The organism is Pseudomonas sp. L7, assembly GCF_046605565.1.
In the GTDB taxonomy this organism is placed as follows: Bacteria; Pseudomonadota; Gammaproteobacteria; order Pseudomonadales; family Pseudomonadaceae; genus Aquipseudomonas; species Aquipseudomonas wayambapalatensis.
The window spans coordinates 5,228,510-5,243,232 of sequence record NZ_CP176784.1 but is presented as its reverse complement, the minus strand read 5'-3'; the positions used below and the strand labels follow the sequence as shown (position 1 = coordinate 5,243,232).

The window sequence follows — 14,723 nt, the reverse complement described above, 5'->3', positions numbered from 1 at the left end:
TAGGCTCCGTTGTGGGGACACGCAGCAGCCTGTTCCGACAAGAGAGGGTGTGGGTGGTAGATATCGCGTGACCTGATGCAGGGGAGAGGCAAAACGCCAAGCTTGAGGAGCTGCGGACCAAGCTCGTCAAGGTGAAAGAAACACTCGACCAACCGCCTCCCACGGATCCGGACAACCTTTCCCGGTTCAACACGTTGACCGAACTGTACACCGCAAAACGCGATGCACTGCTGCGCGAGATGAACGGCCTGCGCCGGCAGCGTATCGAACTGGTGTATTCCATGTTCGAGCACTACGTCAACGCAGAGAACAGCATTGTCACGCTGCTGGATAACCCTAACTATACCCGCACGACCGCCCACGACAGGGACCAGCGACAAACCCTCACGAATGTGCGTCGAGACCTGATCAGCTATGGCGTGTTCATCCTCGATGAAGCGGTGGCGGTGGGTAACTTCCATGAGTATGACCGGATTGCCAGCAGTTTGAGCGGGGCCACGCCGCAAGCCCGCGCAGCCCTCTATGTCAGGTGCCGGGAGTTGCTTGAGGGGCTGGTGCTGGACCAGCCAAGGATCATGGAGGTCTCCAGCCAGATGGATCGTGTGCTGGCGGTCAGCGATATCGGGATGGAGATCGAATCGAGCAGGGGCCGTGTCACCGTTGCGCAAGTCATCGCCGCTCGCAAGACGTCTACGGTCATGATCCGCTTCTTCCAGGCCATGAGCCTGGTCGAACTGGCCCTTCGCTTGAAAGAAGGAGCCACCAACCAGCATTACACGATCTTCCGTGACGCGATCGCCAGTTACCGTTTGCGTGTTGCCGCCAACTCCCACCATCTCTCGATGTTCTGCGAGCTGCCGATCGCCGAGCGCATCGAGGTGCTGCAAGGTGCCTGGGATGAGTACCTGGCAGCGATCCTCAACTGCGACCGCATCACCAAGCTGGGCAGACGCTTGGTCGATATCCCGCGCCTGGCATCCTACAGAGAGCAGATGGTGCTGTTGAAGACAATGGCAGGCGAGTCGCTGGTCGAAGCCATGCGTGAGCAGGCAGCCGGGCAAGCCCAGGCGCCGCGTCGTGCGGTTTATCCGCTGCGTGCATTGCAAGTGGCGCGCACCCATGCAGGCCAGACAGTGCTGGGTACCGAGGTCATGGTCGATGGGAAGTCGGAATTGCAGGTCAAGGGCGCGTTCAGCGCCCAGGTCCAACACCGTTTTCACAAGACAGGCGGTGCATGGTTCGAAGAGGTCGCGAGCACAGCACCTGAGCCGCAATCGCGGGCCTCGACGCCGGAATCCGAGAGGAAAAGCCGTGAACTGGCCGAGGGCATACTGGCGCAGAACGAGAGCGTCATCGAACAGGCCAAGGCATTGGTGGCCAACGACGCGCAGGACAGCGGGTTGATCTCGATGCTCGATGCGCAGGTCGCCGAGGTGCTGGACTTGCGCGAACAGTTGGCGGACGTGGATAGCACCGACAGCCTGCTGGGTCGTCTGGATGACGCTGTGATCCGGTTGCGCGAGCAGAAGCGCGAATGCCTGGTCGAGCTTTATACCAAGACGCGCTATCCCGGCGCCCATGGGTTGAGCTTCCTCCATCAGCAAGGCTTGATCGCGGTCGAGTACGTGGGGCCGCGCAAGCCGGTTTCGGATGGTTTCCTGGATGAGTACCGCATCAACCTGCTCAAGTCGTCCGCTGACAGCAAGGGCCGACCCCTGTGGGCTGCGCACTTCCACTTCGCTGACTCCCAGGCGGCGCCCACCGCGTTCGGCAAGGGCCACCTGAAGCTCTGGAGCCAGCGCAAGATGGGCTATAGGGAGCAGATGAGGGCCGCGAGCGAGGGGCAGGTGCTGAGCATCTACCGGGGCAACCTGACCTACGCCCAGGCCAAGGACATCATTCCCTTCAACAGCCTGTAGGCGCTCTGAACGGCGCGCGGATCAACGGTTGCTGTATCGACCGTTGCGACCGTGCGCCGGCATGGCCTGGTTGCTGCGCTCGGCGATCATCTGGCGCAGTTCGATCAACTCGATGCCCTGGCGCTTGAGCCCGGGCATCTCTCGTTCGAGCACTTCGAGGGTTTGCGGGTAGGGGTGGCCGATCAGCACCGCCGAGCCTTGCTTGCGTGCAAGCTCGATGCCTTGGCGCAATTGAGCGGCGATGGCTTCGGGGGTGCGCACGTCATCCAGGAATACGTCCCGCGAGACATGCGCCAATCCGATCGCCTGGGCCTGGGCCGCCGCCACCGTGGCAGCGCTGGTACGGCTGTCGACGAAGAACAGCTCGCGCTCCTGCAGGTTGCCCATCAACCAGGCCATGGCGTCGCGCTGTGCGGTCATGCGGCTGCCCATGTGGTTGTTGATGCCAGCGGCGAACGGCACCTTGAGCAGGGCTGCATCGAGCCTGCGGGCCAGTTCTTCGATGGGCAGGCCCGGGTGCCAGGCGTAGGGGCCGGTGGCCGGGTCCATGGGCATGTGCAGGATCACCGTACGCCCGGCCTTGTGGGCCTGGCGGGCGAAATCGGTGGCGTGCGGGGTGTCGGGCATGATCGCCAGGGTGACCGGACCGGGCAGGGCGAGGGTGCGGCTGTCGCGTTCGCTGTTCTGGCCCAGGTCGTCGATGATGATGCTCATGTAGGCCGGCGCCGCATGTGCGACACCGGCCATCAGGCAGAACAGCGTGAACAGCAGAAAACGCATGCAGGTATCAATCACCCTTGGTGATGTTCAAGCCCTTGAGCAGGCTGAGTGCCTGGCTGAGCTGGAAATCGTTGTCCTGCGGGCGCTCGGTACGCTTGCTGCTGCCGGTCGGGCGGTCGGCGCCGCCGTTGCCGTTGCCCAGGTGCCCTTGCAGGTCGGCTTCCTTGAAGTTGTCGGTGTCGGCTTCGGCCGTGAGCTTGGCCTGGCGTACTTCGATGTCCGGCACGATACCCTGTGCCTGGATCGATCGTCCGTTGGGGGTGAAGTACAGCGCGGTGGTGAGCTTCAGCGCACGGTCGTTGGCCAGTGGCAGCACGGTCTGTACCGAGCCCTTGCCGAAGCTGTCGGTGCCCATCAGCACGCCGCGTTTCTGATCCTGCAGGGCGCCGGCGACGATCTCCGAAGCCGAGGCGCTGCCGCCGTTGATCAGCACCACCAGCGGTACACCCTCGCTGGCGTCGGCCGGGTCGGCGGAGAAGCGCAGCTCGGAGTTGGCGATACGGCCCTTGGTGTAGACGATCAGGCCTTTGGTGAGGAAGTGGTCGGCCACTTCCACGGCCGACTGCAGGACGCCGCCGGGGTTGTTGCGCAGGTCCAGGACCAGGCCGCGCAGCTTCTTGCCGTTATCCTTGCGCAGCTTGGCCAACGCCTTGCCGACCTCTTCGCCGGTCTTGACCTGGAACTGGGTGATGCGGATATAGCCGTAGTCGTTCTCGAGCAGCTGGCTCTTCACGCTCTTGACCTGGATGACCGCGCGGGCCAGCGTCACATCGAATGGTGTTCCGCCATCGCGTACCAGGGTCAGGGTGATCTTCTGGCCGATCTTGCCGCGCATCTTGTCGACCGCTTCGGTCATGGTCTGGCCGCGGGTCGGGGCGCCGTTGATCTTGACGATCAGGTCGCCTGCCTCGATGCCGGCGCGTGATGCCGGGGTGTCGTCGATGGGTGAGACCACCTTGACGAAGCCGTCCTCCATGCCAACCTCGATGCCCAGGCCGCCGAACTCGCCGCTGGTGCTTTCCTGCAGCTCCTGGAAGTCTTCAGGGCCGAGGTAGGCCGAGTGCGGGTCGAGGTTGCTGAGCATGCCCTTGATGGCGTTTTCCAGCAGGGTCTTGTCGTCCACCGGCTCGACGTAGGCCGCCTTGATGCGGTCCATGACCTCGGCGAAGGTGCGCAGTTCGTCCAGCGGCAGCGGCGCCTTGGCCGTCACCTCGGTGGCCGGCACGGCAGCCGCCTTGGCGGGCTTGACCGGCTCTGCGGCACTGGCCAGAGGCGCGCCGACGACCAGGGCGATGGTCAGGGCCAGCGGGGTGAGGCGAGACGAGTGCAGCATGTCGAACGAACTCCTGATCCTGTAGGCGCTCCCGGAGGAGCATCGGTGCGGCCCGCTGTCGGGCCTTACCGTAAATGTTGCGGTGCCTAGCCTCGGCACCATTGCGCAGGGTCGGTAGGCCGCCCCTGCTGGCGAATCGCGAAGTACAGACCTGCGCTGTCCTGGCCACCGCTGTCGCCGACGGTGGAAATGGCTTCGCCGGCCTTGACGATGTCGCCGGCGCTCTTGAGCAGGCTCTGGTTATGGCCGTACAGGCTGAGATAACCATTACCATGGTCGAGAATGACCAGAAGTCCAGCGCCGCGCAACCAGTCGGCGAACACCACGCGCCCGCCATGTACGGCGCGCACCTGGGTGCCGGCGCTGGCGCTGATCATCACGCCGTCCCACTTGGCGCGGGCATCACCGCCTCGCGTGTCGCCGAAGCGTGCCAGCAATCGACCATTGACTGGCCATGGAAGTTTTCCCCGGGCCGCAGAAAATGCACCGCCGTAGTTGGCGCCATCGCTGGACACCAGCGGGCCGAGCACGGTGCGGGCCTTTTTCGGTGGCGCTTGTGGCTCTTGCTGCTCGTCGCGGCGAGCGTCGGCCAGGGCCTGCTCCTTGCGCCGCTTCTCTTCTTCCTGCTTGGCCAGCAGCGCCTTCTGCCGCGCTTCCTCGGCTTCGCGGGCTTGGCGGGCGAGGGTTTCCTCGATGGTCTTGAGCACCTTGGCAAGGTCGGCCTGGTCCTGCTCGCGGGCCTGGAGCTTCTGGTCGCGATCCTTGACGTCGCTGTTGAGCTTGGCCAGTACCTGCTGGCGCTTTCTGCGCTCGGCCTCCAGTGCCTGGCGGCGGCTGTCGAGGTCGGCGCGCTGGGCCATCAGTTGTTCCTGCTGGCCGGAAATTTCCAGTTCGACATTGGCCAACTGGCGCAAGGTTTCGTTGAAGGTGCGCAGTTGCTCCAGGCGCGCCTTGCTCAGGTAGTCGTAGTACGTGAGGGTGCGGGCGAACTTCTCGGGATTCTGCTGGTTGAGCAACAGCTTGAGGTACTCCTCGCGACCGTTCTGGTAAGCGGAGCGGGCCTGGATCGCGATCAGTCGTTGTTGTTCAACGCGGGCGCTCTGGAGTTTTTTTTTCTCGTGGTCAAGGCGCTCCAGCTCGCCCTCGGTCTTTTTTAGCTCTTGTTGCAGACCCTCCACCTGTTTCTCGAGATTGCCGATATCGGTCTCGGTGGACTTGAGGTCTTTCTGCACGCCGGCTTTCTCTTCCTGGAGCTTGCCCAGCATTTTCTTGAGCTCGGCGATGTCCTGGCGCGTGGCGTCCAGTTGTTGCTGGGTCTGCGCGCGCTCGTCGGCGAACGCCGGACTGAGCAGGCATGACAGGGCTAGGAGTATGAGGGCGCGGCGCATGGAATCGGGCGTACCAGGGATGGAGACTGGCCTAGTATGCCCGCCCGGGCGCGCAAAAAAAACGCCTCCCGGCGCCTCAAGGCAAGCGTTTGTCAGGAAAGTCCGGTGATGCATCGGACTAAACCCTGAAAAAACGGGAAACATACGTATCTGGTTACGTGAGTCTTGCTCGATACCATTGTGATTGGGCGTCCTCAAAGCCCGCCCGCCAATCGTTGTGTGAGACTCAAGCATGCCTACGCCCAAACGCTCCGCCCCCCCGCGCCGCTGGCTGTTGTGCGGCACCGTCCTGATCATGGTCGCAACATCGGTGCCCGCGCTGGCGGTGCAGGAGGATAGCTGGTACCTGCAGACCAGCGTCTACACCCGGCATTTCAATCCCAATCCCGAGCACAGCGAGCGTCAGGAACTGATCGGCCTGGAACGCAATCGTGCCGATGGCCTGTTGTACGGCGCGGCGACCTTTCGCAACTCGTATCGGCAGCGTTCGGTGTACGCATACGGCGGCAAGGCCTGGCACCATGACCACTGGCCGGTGTATGCCAAGGTCAGCGCGGGCCTGCTGCATGGCTATCGCGGGGAGTACCGGGACAAGATTCCGCTCAATCGCTTCGGTGTCGCGCCCGTGATCATTCCATCGCTGGGCACGCGCCTGGGGCCTGTCGGCCTGGAGGCGGTGCTGCTGGGGACCAATGCAATGATGGTCAACGTCGGCTACCACTTCCGGTAGAGCCTTCGAAAATGAAAAAGCCCGATGCCATGGCATCGGGCTTTTCTTTACAGCGCGGGCTCAGGCGTCGAGCAGAATCGACGTCCCGGTCATCTCCGCCGGCTTTTCCAGGCCCAGCAGCTTGAGCATGGTCGGTGCCACGTCGGCCAGCACGCCGCCCTCACGGACTTTGACGCTGCGCTTGCCGACATAGATGAACGGCACCGGCTCGGTGGTGTGGGCAGTGTGCGCCTGGCCAGTGGACTCGTCTTCCATCTGCTCGACGTTGCCGTGGTCGGCGGTGATCAGCGCTTCGCCCCCCACCTTGTCCAGCGCCTGGACGATGCGCCCGACACAGCCATCCAGCGCCTCGACCGCCTTGACCGCAGCACTGAACACGCCGGTGTGCCCGACCATGTCGCCGTTGGCGTAGTTGACCACGATCACGTCGTAACGCTGTTGCTCGATGGCCTCGACGATACGGTCGGTCACTTCCGGTGCGCTCATTTCGGGCTGCAGGTCGTAGGTGGCGACTTTCGGCGACGGAATGAGGATGCGCTCTTCGCCTTCGAAGGGTTCTTCACGCCCGCCGGAGAAGAAGAAGGTCACGTGGGCGTACTTTTCGGTCTCGGCGATGCGCAGCTGGGTCTTGCCGTTCTTGGCCAGGTACTCGCCCAGCACATTGTTCAGGCTGGCTGGGGCGAAGGCGGCAGGGGCGGGGATCTTCGCCGAATACTGGGTCAGGCCGATGTAGGCCGCGAGCTTCGGCAGGCGCGCACGGGGGAACTCGTTGAAGTCGGCCTCGACGAACACCCGCGACAGTTCGCGGGCGCGGTCGGCGCGGAAGTTCATGAAGATCACCGCGTCGCCGTCTTCGACCTTGACCGCCTCGCCGATGCGGGTGGCCTTGACGAATTCGTCGCTCTCATCACGTGCATAGGCTGCTTCCAGCCCAGCCACGGCGCTGTCTGCGCTGTATTCGGCGGTGCTGTCGACGATCAGATTGTAGGCAGCGCTGACGCGGTCCCAGCGGTTGTCACGGTCCATGGCGTAGTAGCGGCCGATCAGGCTGGCGATGCGGCCCTTGCCCAGCTTGGCGAAGGTCGCATCGAGCAGTTCGATGGACGACTGGGCGCTGCGCGGCGGGGTGTCGCGACCGTCGAGGAAGGCGTGCAGGTAGATTTTCTCGGCGCCACGCTGCGCGGCCAGTTCGGCCATGGCGACGATGTGGTCCTGGTGGCTGTGCACGCCGCCGTCGGAGAGCAGGCCCAGCAGGTGCACGGCCTTGCCGGCGGCGACTGCCTTGTCAACGGCGCCGGTGAGCACCGGGTTTTCGAAGAACTCGCCGTCGCGGATGGCCTTGGTGACCCGGGTGAAGTCCTGGTACACCACACGGCCGGCGCCGAGGTTCATGTGACCGACTTCGGAGTTGCCCATCTGCCCGTCCGGCAGGCCGACATCCATGCCGGAACCGGAGATCAGGCCATGCGGCTGGGTGGCGCGCAGGCGGTCATAGACCGGTGTGTTGGCGGCGTAGATGGCATTGTATTCGGGGCTTTCGCTGTGACCGAAACCATCCAGGATGATCAGGACCAGGGGCTTGGGCGTGCTCGTCATCAATCAAACTCACGGTTGTTCAAAGATGATAAAGACACGCATTTTAGGGCAAATCGGCCAGCGACGGCGAATATTCGTCGGTTCGCACGACCAGCGTCCCGACGGGTTGCAGATGAAGGCTGGTTCCGAGCCGGCCCGGCGGGCTTTGGCGGGCATGGGTGGCTGTGTATACTGGCCGGCATTTTCAATCGCCTGGAACACCCCTGATGGTTGCTCACTTGATTCAATTCGCGACAGATCACTTCATCCTGGTTGCGATCTTCTTCGTCCTGCTGATCCTGCTGCTGGTCAATGAAATCCGCCGCGGCGGCCAGAGCCTGAGCAACGGCCAGCTGACCGCGCTGGTCAACGCCGAGAAGGGCGTGGTGATCGATATCCGTCCAAGCAAGGAATACTCCGCCGGCCACATCGTCGGGGCGCTGAACATTCCGCAGGACAAAGTCGTCGGCCGCATTGCCGAGCTGGAAAAGCACAAAGAAAAGACCCTGATCATCGTCGATGCGATGGGCCAGCAGTCCGGCACCGTCTGCCGTGAGCTGCTCAAGGCTGGCTTCACCGCTGCCAAGCTCAGCGGTGGCGTGTCCAGCTGGAAAGCCGATAACCTGCCCCTGGTGAAGTGATATGAAGCCCGTCATCGTCTACTCCAGCGACTACTGCCCCTACTGCATGCGCGCCAAGCAGCTGCTGGCGAGCAAGCAGGTGGCGTTCGAGGAAATCCGCGTCGACGGCAAGCCGCAGCTGCGCGCCGAGATGGCGCAGAAGGCCGGGCGTACCTCGGTGCCGCAGATCTGGATCGGCAGCACCCACGTTGGCGGTTGCGATGACTTGTTTGCGCTGGAGCGCTCGGGCAAGCTCGACGCCCTGCTCGAGGCCTGATTCACGCCTCTTTCAACCATTTTCAGAAAAGGATCTGCCATGACTGACCAACAGAACAACGGCGCCGCCGAAGAGAACAACCCACAATTCTCCCTGCAGCGCATCTACGTGCGTGACCTGTCGTTCGAAGCCCCGAAAAGCCCGCAGATCTTCCGCCAGCAGTGGGAACCGAGCGTCGCGCTGGACCTGAATACTCGTCAGAAGGCCCTGGAAGGCGACTTCCACGAAGTCGTGCTGACCCTGTCGGTTACCGTCAAGAACGGTGAAGAAGTCGCCTTCATCGCTGAAGTTCAGCAGGCGGGCATCTTCCTGATCTCGGGCCTGGACGCAGCGTCGATGAGCCACACCCTGGGTGCGTTCTGCCCGAACATCCTGTTCCCGTATGCGCGTGAAACCCTCGACAGCCTGGTCACCCGCGGCTCGTTCCCGGCGCTGATGCTGTCGCCTGTGAACTTCGATGCCCTGTACGCCCAGGAGCTGCAGCGCATGCAGGAAGCTGGCGAAGCGCCTTCCCTGCAGTAATAGTTTTCGCGCGACACAAAAAAACCCTCGGGATCGACCCGAGGGTTTTTTTATGGGCGCACGCCGAGTTTCAGCCGAACTGCTTCTGCTGTTGCTGCTGCTTGGCCACCGCCTCCGACGCTGCCACGTAGGCGTCCTGGAACTCGTCGCTTTCCAGCCAGGCCATGGTGGCCGCTTCATCAGCGCCATCGAGCCAGGCGCGGTAAGCGGTAAACACCAGGACGATGTAGTCGGTGGCGTGCTCTTCCTTGTGCCCCTTGAGCACCAGCGCCAGCAGCGGATCGACCAGGAACACCGAGATCATCGCCACCAGGCCGGTTTCCTGGGCTTCCTTCATCTTCTTGAACAGCGCGTCATAGCTGCCGGATTCCATGGCCTTGCTGTACACCTGCTCGACGCTGGTGCTCTCGCCCGCGCTGGCCTTGACCGCCTGGCCGCCGCGGACCATACGGTTCTGCTTGGCCTTGGAGGCGGCGCGCTTGGCGCGTTTCTGTTGCTTGGTGTTGGAGGCCATGGGTGAATCCTTGGGGGTGTCCGAAAAAACGCGTATTGAAGCCTAGTTGGCGCGCTTCTGGATAGAGCCCATCGGTCAGAAGCTGTAGGTGCCTGTCACCACCAGGCTGCGCGGATCGCCGAACTGGATCTGCGCGGCGCTGGTCGCCGAGCTGTAGTAGGTCTTGTCGGTGATGTTGTTCAGCGCAGCGCGAACGTCCCAGTCGTGGGTGCGGAACCCGGCCAGCGCATCCCAGCGACCGTAGCCTGGCAGCACCGTGGTGTTCTGGTTATCGGCATAGCGGTCGCCGACCAGGGTCAGGCCGGTTTCGGCGTACCAGCCCAGCTCCGGCTTCCAGGTCACGAACAGGCTGGCGTTGCGTCGCGCCACGTTGTTTACCCGGTTGCCTTCCAGGCCGCCGTTGTCCTTGGCGATGATGGCATCCTGCACGCCGATGCCGCCGCGCACGTACCAGTTGCCGACCACATTGCCCTGGGCCGTCAGCTCGATGCCTCGCGAGCGTTGCAGGCCGGTGAGGATGGTGATGCCTGGGTTGTCCGGATCGGTGGTGCGGCGGTTGTAGAGCTCCAGCTCGTAGACGGCAAGGGTTGTGCTCAGGCGCTCGTCGAACCAGTCGCTCTTGACCCCGATTTCCTTCTGGCGGGTGTTCTCCGGAGCGGTTTCGTTGGTGTTGCCGGCAGCGCCGGGGGTGATGCCGATCAGGCCGCCGCCGACCGGGGAATAGGTCTTGCTCCAGGAGGCGTAGAACGAATGCTCCTGCCAGGGCGAATAGACCACGCCCAGGCGCGGGCTGGTGCTGTTGTCGTCCTGCTTCTCGGAAATGCCCCGCAGCTTGTTGGTGGTTTCCACCTCGAACTGGTCGAAGCGCACGCCTGCGAGGATCTGCCATTGCTCGTTGAGGCGGATCTGGTCCTGCAGGTAGACGCCACGGCTGTCGACCACGGTATGGTTGTAGCTCGACGGCACCATCGGGCCGTTGTGCTGCAGGCGTCGGTTGGGATTGTTCAGGTTCAGCGGTGGTACTGCCTGGCCACCGGCGTTCGCCGCCAGGGCGGTGTACAGGCGCGGGTCGCGGCGCTGGTTACCGAACTCCAGACCCAGCAGCAGCTTGTGCTCCAGACCCCAGGTGCTGACATCACCCTCGGCCTCGAGGTTGTTGAACAGGTTGCGGGTGTTCAAGTCCTGCTGCCAGCGCTGGCGGGTCACCAGGTTGGTGCTCGGGGTGTAGCCGGTGAGGTAGGTGTTGTCGAAATCGCTGTCGAGCTTGAACAGGCTCAGCGTGTGGCGCAGTTGCCAGTTGTCGCTGAGTTGGTAGTTCAGGCGCGAGCGCAGCGACTGCGACTTGTCATCGATGAAGTCGCGCTGCGTGTCGCCATAGGTGGTGCTGCGCCCGACATCTGCCGGACGGCCGCCGACACCCGGAATGCCGCGATCCGGGGTGCGGTTGTAGCGGCTGTATTCGTACTGCACCAGCCAGTTCAGGTCGGGGCTCAGTTGCCAGCTCAGCGACGGGGCGAACAGTTGGCGGTTGCCATCGACCCCATCGCGGAAACTGTTGTTGTCCTGATTGCCCATGTTCAGGCGCACGCTGATGTCGTCGTTGAGGTCGGCACTGAGGTCGGCGTACAGGCTGCGCAGATCCTCGCTGCCGCCCTGGGCTTCGAGGGTCGAGCGACGGCCATGCTCCGGCGCCTTGCTCACCCGGTTGACGATGCCACCCTGGCTGCCGCGGCCATAGAGCACCGCTGCCGGGCCCTTGAGCACCTCGATACGCTCGATGTTGTGCAGGTCGCGCACGTACTGGCTGTCATCACGCACGCCGTCCAGATAGAAGTCGTTGCTGGCGTCGAAGCCGCGGATGCGCAGGCTGTCGAAGCGAGTGTCGGCACCGCTGCTGACGTTGGGGATGCCCTCCAGTGCCTTGCCCAGGCTGTTGGTGCCGTAGTCCAGGACGTTGGCGGTCTTCACCGTGTCGATGGCCTGCGGGACGTAGCGCACCGGGGTCGAGGTGCGGGTGGCGGTGCTGACGTCCTTGACCCGCGGGTTATCGCGCTCGCGTTCGCTTTCGGCGGTGACCGAGAGTTCAGGCAGGGTCGTGGTGGCAGCGCTGGCAAGGCCTACGCTGAACATCAGCGACAGGCCCAGGGACAGGGGAGACAAGCGGCAGGGGGCAAGCATCGGCAGGCATCCAGCAGAGGTTGTTGTGAAAAGGATGCGAATGTTAATGCTTGCTATTTGCTCTTGCCTGGCTATTTGTAAAGATGAAGATTTACGAATGTATCAATTTGTAACTGGTAATTATTCGCTTTTATGCGCGTGTTTTTGTCAAGTCAACCAAGAGTAGGCTGTCTGTACGAAAGTACAGAAAAGAGAGGGAATAACTGTCTGTCCTGCGATTCAGCACAGATTTGCACCAGCTCTGGCCTTTAATTTGGTTATATCAACCTTCATTTCACGTTTTTTTGACATTGCGAAGCACACGCGGCTAGGATTCGGCCTCTACGCCTGCCGGCCATCAGTTGGCCGAGCGCCGGACGAAGCCCGCTACCTGCAAAAGGAGCGGGGTTTTCAGTTTGGATACAAGCGTCGAACCTACGAAGGGGCGTTGGTTCCTGGCGTTTTAGGTAGCAGAGCGTTCTGATTCGGTAATAAGGAAAACAACATGTTGAATACAAGGATCAGCCTGGTAGCGCTGGCACTCATCGCCGCCACTCAGGCCCAGGCCAACGACCAGGCCGAAAGCAAGGGCTTCATCGAGGACAGCCACGCCAACGTCCTCCTGCGCAACGCCTTCATCAACCGTGACAAGAAGCACAACACCAACGACCAGTCCCAGTGGGGCCAGGGCGTGATCGCCAACTTCTCCTCCGGCTTCACTCAAGGCACCGTGGGTGTCGGTGTCGACGCCTTCGGCCTGTACGCCGTGCGTCTGGATGGTGGCAAGGGTCGTAACGGCGGCGCCGGTATCGACTTCTTCAAGCGTGAGAACACCGTCGATGCCGACGGCCGCAGCTCCGCAGCCAACGACCTGGCCCGTGGCGGCGCGGCGATCAAGTTCCGCATCTCCAACACCGTGCTGAAGTACGGTGACCAGATGCCGGCTCTTCCGGTTCTGCAGTACGACGATTCGCGTCTGCTGCCAGAAAGCTTCACCGGCGCCCTGCTGACCTCCAAGGAGATCAAGGGCCTGGAACTGAACGCGGGTCGCTTCACCCAGGAAGCGCGCAAGAGCGCCCAGGGCCGTGACAGCGGCGCACTGAAGTCGATCAACGTCTTCGGTGGTAGCTACAAGTTCACCGAAAACTTCACCGCGTCGCTGTACACCGCCGACAACGAAGACGTGATGCGCAAGCATTACCTGGGCCTGAACTACGTCTTCCCGATTGCGGCCGACCAGTCCCTGACCCTGGACTTCAACGGCTACAAGTCGAGCCTGAACAAGCAGTTCGTCCAGCGCGCCGAACTGAACGGCGACAGCAACACCATCTGGAGCCTGGCGGCCACCTACGCCTTCGGCCCACACTCGATCACCCTGGCGCACCAGCGCAACACCGGCAGCACCGGCTACAACTATGGCGGTTACAAGAACCAGCCATGGGGCGTGGGTGACGGCGGTTCGACCATCTACCTGGCCAACTCGTACTGGTCCGACTTCAACGCCGAAGACGAGCGTTCCTGGCAACTGGGCTACGGCCTGGACTTCGGTGCCTTCGGCATCCCGGGCCTGACCTACAAGATCGCTTACGTGGTGGGTGACAACATCAACACCCGCAACCTGAGCAATCCTCAGGGCTTCGGCGAAGGCAAGGAGCGCGAGATCTTCAACCAGCTTCGTTACGTGGTTCAGGAAGGTCCAGCCAAGGACCTGTCGGTCAAGCTGCGCGGCTCGTGGGTTCGCACCAACAACGCCGTCCAGCAGAACGGCTACAACGACGACGGCAACGAAGTTCGCGTATTCGTCGAGTACCCGATCAGCATCTTCTGATACTGATCTGGCGTAACCAAACAGCCCCGGCATTTGCCGGGGCTGTTTCGTTTCAAGGCTAGCGCGCCAGCAGTTGCGGATAGTCGCCGAACCAATATTCCATCGCGTCGGCGTCCACGCCGTTTGCCCCGGTCCAGAAATCCACCGGATAGCTCCAGTCCGACGAGCGCGAGCTGCTCGGCGCCAGACCCTGATTGGTGAAACGCTGCAAAACGCGCGGTTCCAGTTCCTATTCTGCTGTCACGTGATTGGTGATTTTCAGTGACCTCAAGTACAACACTCCAGGCGGCCTGTGAGCCATCAGGACCTTCAATCGGGGAGGTGATGACGTAGCAGGGTTGGTTGAGGGGCAACTGGGTTTTACCGCCGTCACTTACATTTCGCCAGTATATGATTACATGAACAGGCCTGTTCAATGATGTTGCTCGGCTGAAAAGTAATGCTCGATCGGCAATCCTGCACTTTCAAATTCAAACAGGACTTTCCACGTGAATGCGGTGGCCCAGCGATCAATCATCTCTCGTGCTTCATAACGATTTTCAGTGGTGCAGGTCAGTGAGAAAATAGACGTTTTCTTCTTGCCTTTGTACACATTTATCGAAGCCTGATACTCGATCATGCGTTCTTCATCCGGTGCTCTGCACCAGATGTCCAAAGTGGCGGAAATAGGGACGCCGCTATCGAGTGTTCGCTCACTGCTCGCCATGAATATGTTATCGGCGAAAAAATTCTGTGTGACCAGAAAGCGCACATGCTCATCGTCGATTGTTTCCAGAATGTCAGGGCCGATATCGACGAAGTCATTTTTCGAGATCGACCAACCGGTAGGGATACGCAGAGCCATCAGTGCGTGTTGCTGCACAATCGTTTGGATGATGTTCATATTTTTATTTCAGATAGCTCATGTGGTCTGCCTGCGAGATCGGATGCCCATGGAATTCGGGCAAACAACGCGGTACGGCAGGACCGCTACAACGACGACGGCAACGAAGCTCCCATGTTCGTCGAGTACCCGACCGACATCTTCTGATACTGAGCTTGCTGATGCCCGAATTGCGCAGATAGATCTTGGCCGACTTG

Annotated in this window: 14 protein-coding genes; 6 read left to right on the top strand and 8 right to left on the bottom strand. The window is 61.9% G+C overall.

The annotated features are described in order from the left end of the window. Positions 1–194 precede the first annotated feature (194 nt). On the top strand, positions 195–1,919 hold the full coding sequence (locus ACK3BK_RS23950; protein ID WP_411383450.1) for a hypothetical protein: 1,725 nt from the start codon (positions 195–197) through the stop codon (positions 1,917–1,919). 21 nt (positions 1,920–1,940) lie between these two features. Here the strand turns inward: ACK3BK_RS23950 and ACK3BK_RS23945 are convergent, their stop codons facing one another. The 3 genes from ACK3BK_RS23945 to ACK3BK_RS23935 form a co-directional block, all read right to left on the bottom strand. Beyond that, positions 1,941–2,699 carry a divergent polysaccharide deacetylase family protein gene (locus ACK3BK_RS23945; RefSeq protein ID WP_186665648.1) on the bottom strand — a complete coding sequence of 253 codons (759 nt, stop codon included), beginning with the start codon at positions 2,697–2,699 and terminating at the stop codon, positions 1,941–1,943. A gap of 7 nt (positions 2,700–2,706) precedes the next feature. Next, on the bottom strand, positions 2,707–4,032 hold the full coding sequence (locus tag ACK3BK_RS23940; protein ID WP_186665649.1) for a S41 family peptidase: 1,326 nt from the start codon (positions 4,030–4,032) through the stop codon (positions 2,707–2,709). Positions 4,033–4,118: 86 nt separating this feature from the next. After that, a complete protein-coding gene (locus tag ACK3BK_RS23935) occupies positions 4,119–5,420 on the bottom strand; it encodes a murein hydrolase activator EnvC family protein (protein ID WP_186721449.1) in 1,302 nt (433 codons plus the stop codon). A 295-nt stretch (positions 5,421–5,715) separates the two neighbouring features. On the opposite strand from ACK3BK_RS23935, the gene ACK3BK_RS23930 reads away from it, so the two are divergent. After that, on the top strand, positions 5,716–6,150 hold the full coding sequence (locus ACK3BK_RS23930) for a sn-glycerol-3-phosphate transporter (protein ID WP_411384512.1): 435 nt from the start codon (positions 5,716–5,718) through the stop codon (positions 6,148–6,150). Between the two features lie 60 nt (positions 6,151–6,210). Here ACK3BK_RS23930 and gpmI read toward each other — a convergent pair whose 3' ends face one another. Beyond that, entirely contained in the window at positions 6,211–7,746 is a 1,536-nt protein-coding gene (gene gpmI / locus ACK3BK_RS23925) for a 2,3-bisphosphoglycerate-independent phosphoglycerate mutase (RefSeq protein ID WP_186665652.1), read from the bottom strand. Between the two features lie 206 nt (positions 7,747–7,952). Between gpmI and ACK3BK_RS23920 the strand changes: the two genes are divergently transcribed. The 3 genes from ACK3BK_RS23920 to secB are packed head-to-tail and all read left to right on the top strand — an operon-like array spanning position 7,953 to position 9,144. After that, entirely contained in the window at positions 7,953–8,366 is a 414-nt protein-coding gene (locus ACK3BK_RS23920) for a rhodanese-like domain-containing protein (RefSeq protein ID WP_186711900.1), read from the top strand. 1 nt (position 8,367) lies between these two features. Continuing rightward, positions 8,368–8,622, top strand: a complete 255-nt coding sequence (grxC, locus tag ACK3BK_RS23915; RefSeq protein ID WP_054891214.1) for a glutaredoxin 3 — start codon at positions 8,368–8,370, stop codon at positions 8,620–8,622. Between the two features lie 39 nt (positions 8,623–8,661). After that, a complete protein-coding gene (gene secB, locus ACK3BK_RS23910; protein ID WP_186665655.1) occupies positions 8,662–9,144 on the top strand; it encodes a protein-export chaperone SecB in 483 nt (160 codons plus the stop codon). Positions 9,145–9,214: 70 nt separating this feature from the next. On the opposite strand, the gene ACK3BK_RS23905 is transcribed toward secB, so the two are convergent. Both ACK3BK_RS23905 and ACK3BK_RS23900 read right to left on the bottom strand, forming a co-directional pair. Then, positions 9,215–9,658, bottom strand: a complete 444-nt coding sequence (locus ACK3BK_RS23905; protein WP_186665657.1) for a hypothetical protein — start codon at positions 9,656–9,658, stop codon at positions 9,215–9,217. 75 nt (positions 9,659–9,733) lie between these two features. Beyond that, positions 9,734–11,836: a TonB-dependent receptor gene (locus tag ACK3BK_RS23900; protein ID WP_411383449.1), complete on the bottom strand. Its 2,103-nt coding sequence runs from the start codon at positions 11,834–11,836 to the stop codon at positions 9,734–9,736. Positions 11,837–12,320: 484 nt separating this feature from the next. On the opposite strand from ACK3BK_RS23900, the gene ACK3BK_RS23895 reads away from it, so the two are divergent. Next, entirely contained in the window at positions 12,321–13,643 is a 1,323-nt protein-coding gene (locus ACK3BK_RS23895; protein ID WP_411383448.1) for an OprD family porin, read from the top strand. A 58-nt stretch (positions 13,644–13,701) separates the two neighbouring features. On the opposite strand, the gene ACK3BK_RS23890 is transcribed toward ACK3BK_RS23895, so the two are convergent. Together ACK3BK_RS23890 and ACK3BK_RS23885 are read right to left on the bottom strand one after the other, a co-directional pair. Then, positions 13,702–13,854, bottom strand: coding sequence for a hypothetical protein (locus tag ACK3BK_RS23890; RefSeq protein ID WP_186665661.1), 153 nt, complete (start codon positions 13,852–13,854; stop codon positions 13,702–13,704). A gap of 201 nt (positions 13,855–14,055) precedes the next feature. Further along, the gene (locus tag ACK3BK_RS23885; RefSeq protein WP_186721441.1) at positions 14,056–14,526 is read right to left on the bottom strand and encodes a hypothetical protein; all 471 of its coding nucleotides are present in this window, start codon (positions 14,524–14,526) and stop codon (positions 14,056–14,058) included. Positions 14,527–14,723: the final 197 nt, after the last annotated feature.

What these genes read in the sequence shown, in the direction of transcription:
- ACK3BK_RS23945 (WP_186665648.1), bottom strand. Translation starts at nt 2,699, where the DNA reads ATGCGTTTTCTGCTGTTCACGCTGTTCTGCCTGATGGCCGGTGTCGCA.
- ACK3BK_RS23940 (WP_186665649.1), bottom strand. Translation starts at nt 4,032, where the DNA reads ATGCTGCACTCGTCTCGCCTCACCCCGCTGGCCCTGACCATCGCCCTG.
- ACK3BK_RS23935 (WP_186721449.1), bottom strand. Translation starts at nt 5,420, where the DNA reads ATGCGCCGCGCCCTCATACTCCTAGCCCTGTCATGCCTGCTCAGTCCG.
- ACK3BK_RS23930 (WP_411384512.1), top strand. Translation starts at nt 5,716, where the DNA reads ATGGTCGCAACATCGGTGCCCGCGCTGGCGGTGCAGGAGGATAGCTGG.
- gpmI (WP_186665652.1), bottom strand. Translation starts at nt 7,746, where the DNA reads ATGACGAGCACGCCCAAGCCCCTGGTCCTGATCATCCTGGATGGTTTC.
- ACK3BK_RS23920 (WP_186711900.1), top strand. Translation starts at nt 7,953, where the DNA reads ATGGTTGCTCACTTGATTCAATTCGCGACAGATCACTTCATCCTGGTT.
- grxC (WP_054891214.1), top strand. Translation starts at nt 8,368, where the DNA reads ATGAAGCCCGTCATCGTCTACTCCAGCGACTACTGCCCCTACTGCATG.
- secB (WP_186665655.1), top strand. Translation starts at nt 8,662, where the DNA reads ATGACTGACCAACAGAACAACGGCGCCGCCGAAGAGAACAACCCACAA.
- ACK3BK_RS23905 (WP_186665657.1), bottom strand. Translation starts at nt 9,658, where the DNA reads ATGGCCTCCAACACCAAGCAACAGAAACGCGCCAAGCGCGCCGCCTCC.
- ACK3BK_RS23900 (WP_411383449.1), bottom strand. Translation starts at nt 11,836, where the DNA reads ATGCTTGCCCCCTGCCGCTTGTCTCCCCTGTCCCTGGGCCTGTCGCTG.
- ACK3BK_RS23895 (WP_411383448.1), top strand. Translation starts at nt 12,321, where the DNA reads ATGTTGAATACAAGGATCAGCCTGGTAGCGCTGGCACTCATCGCCGCC.
- ACK3BK_RS23885 (WP_186721441.1), bottom strand. Translation starts at nt 14,526, where the DNA reads ATGAACATCATCCAAACGATTGTGCAGCAACACGCACTGATGGCTCTG.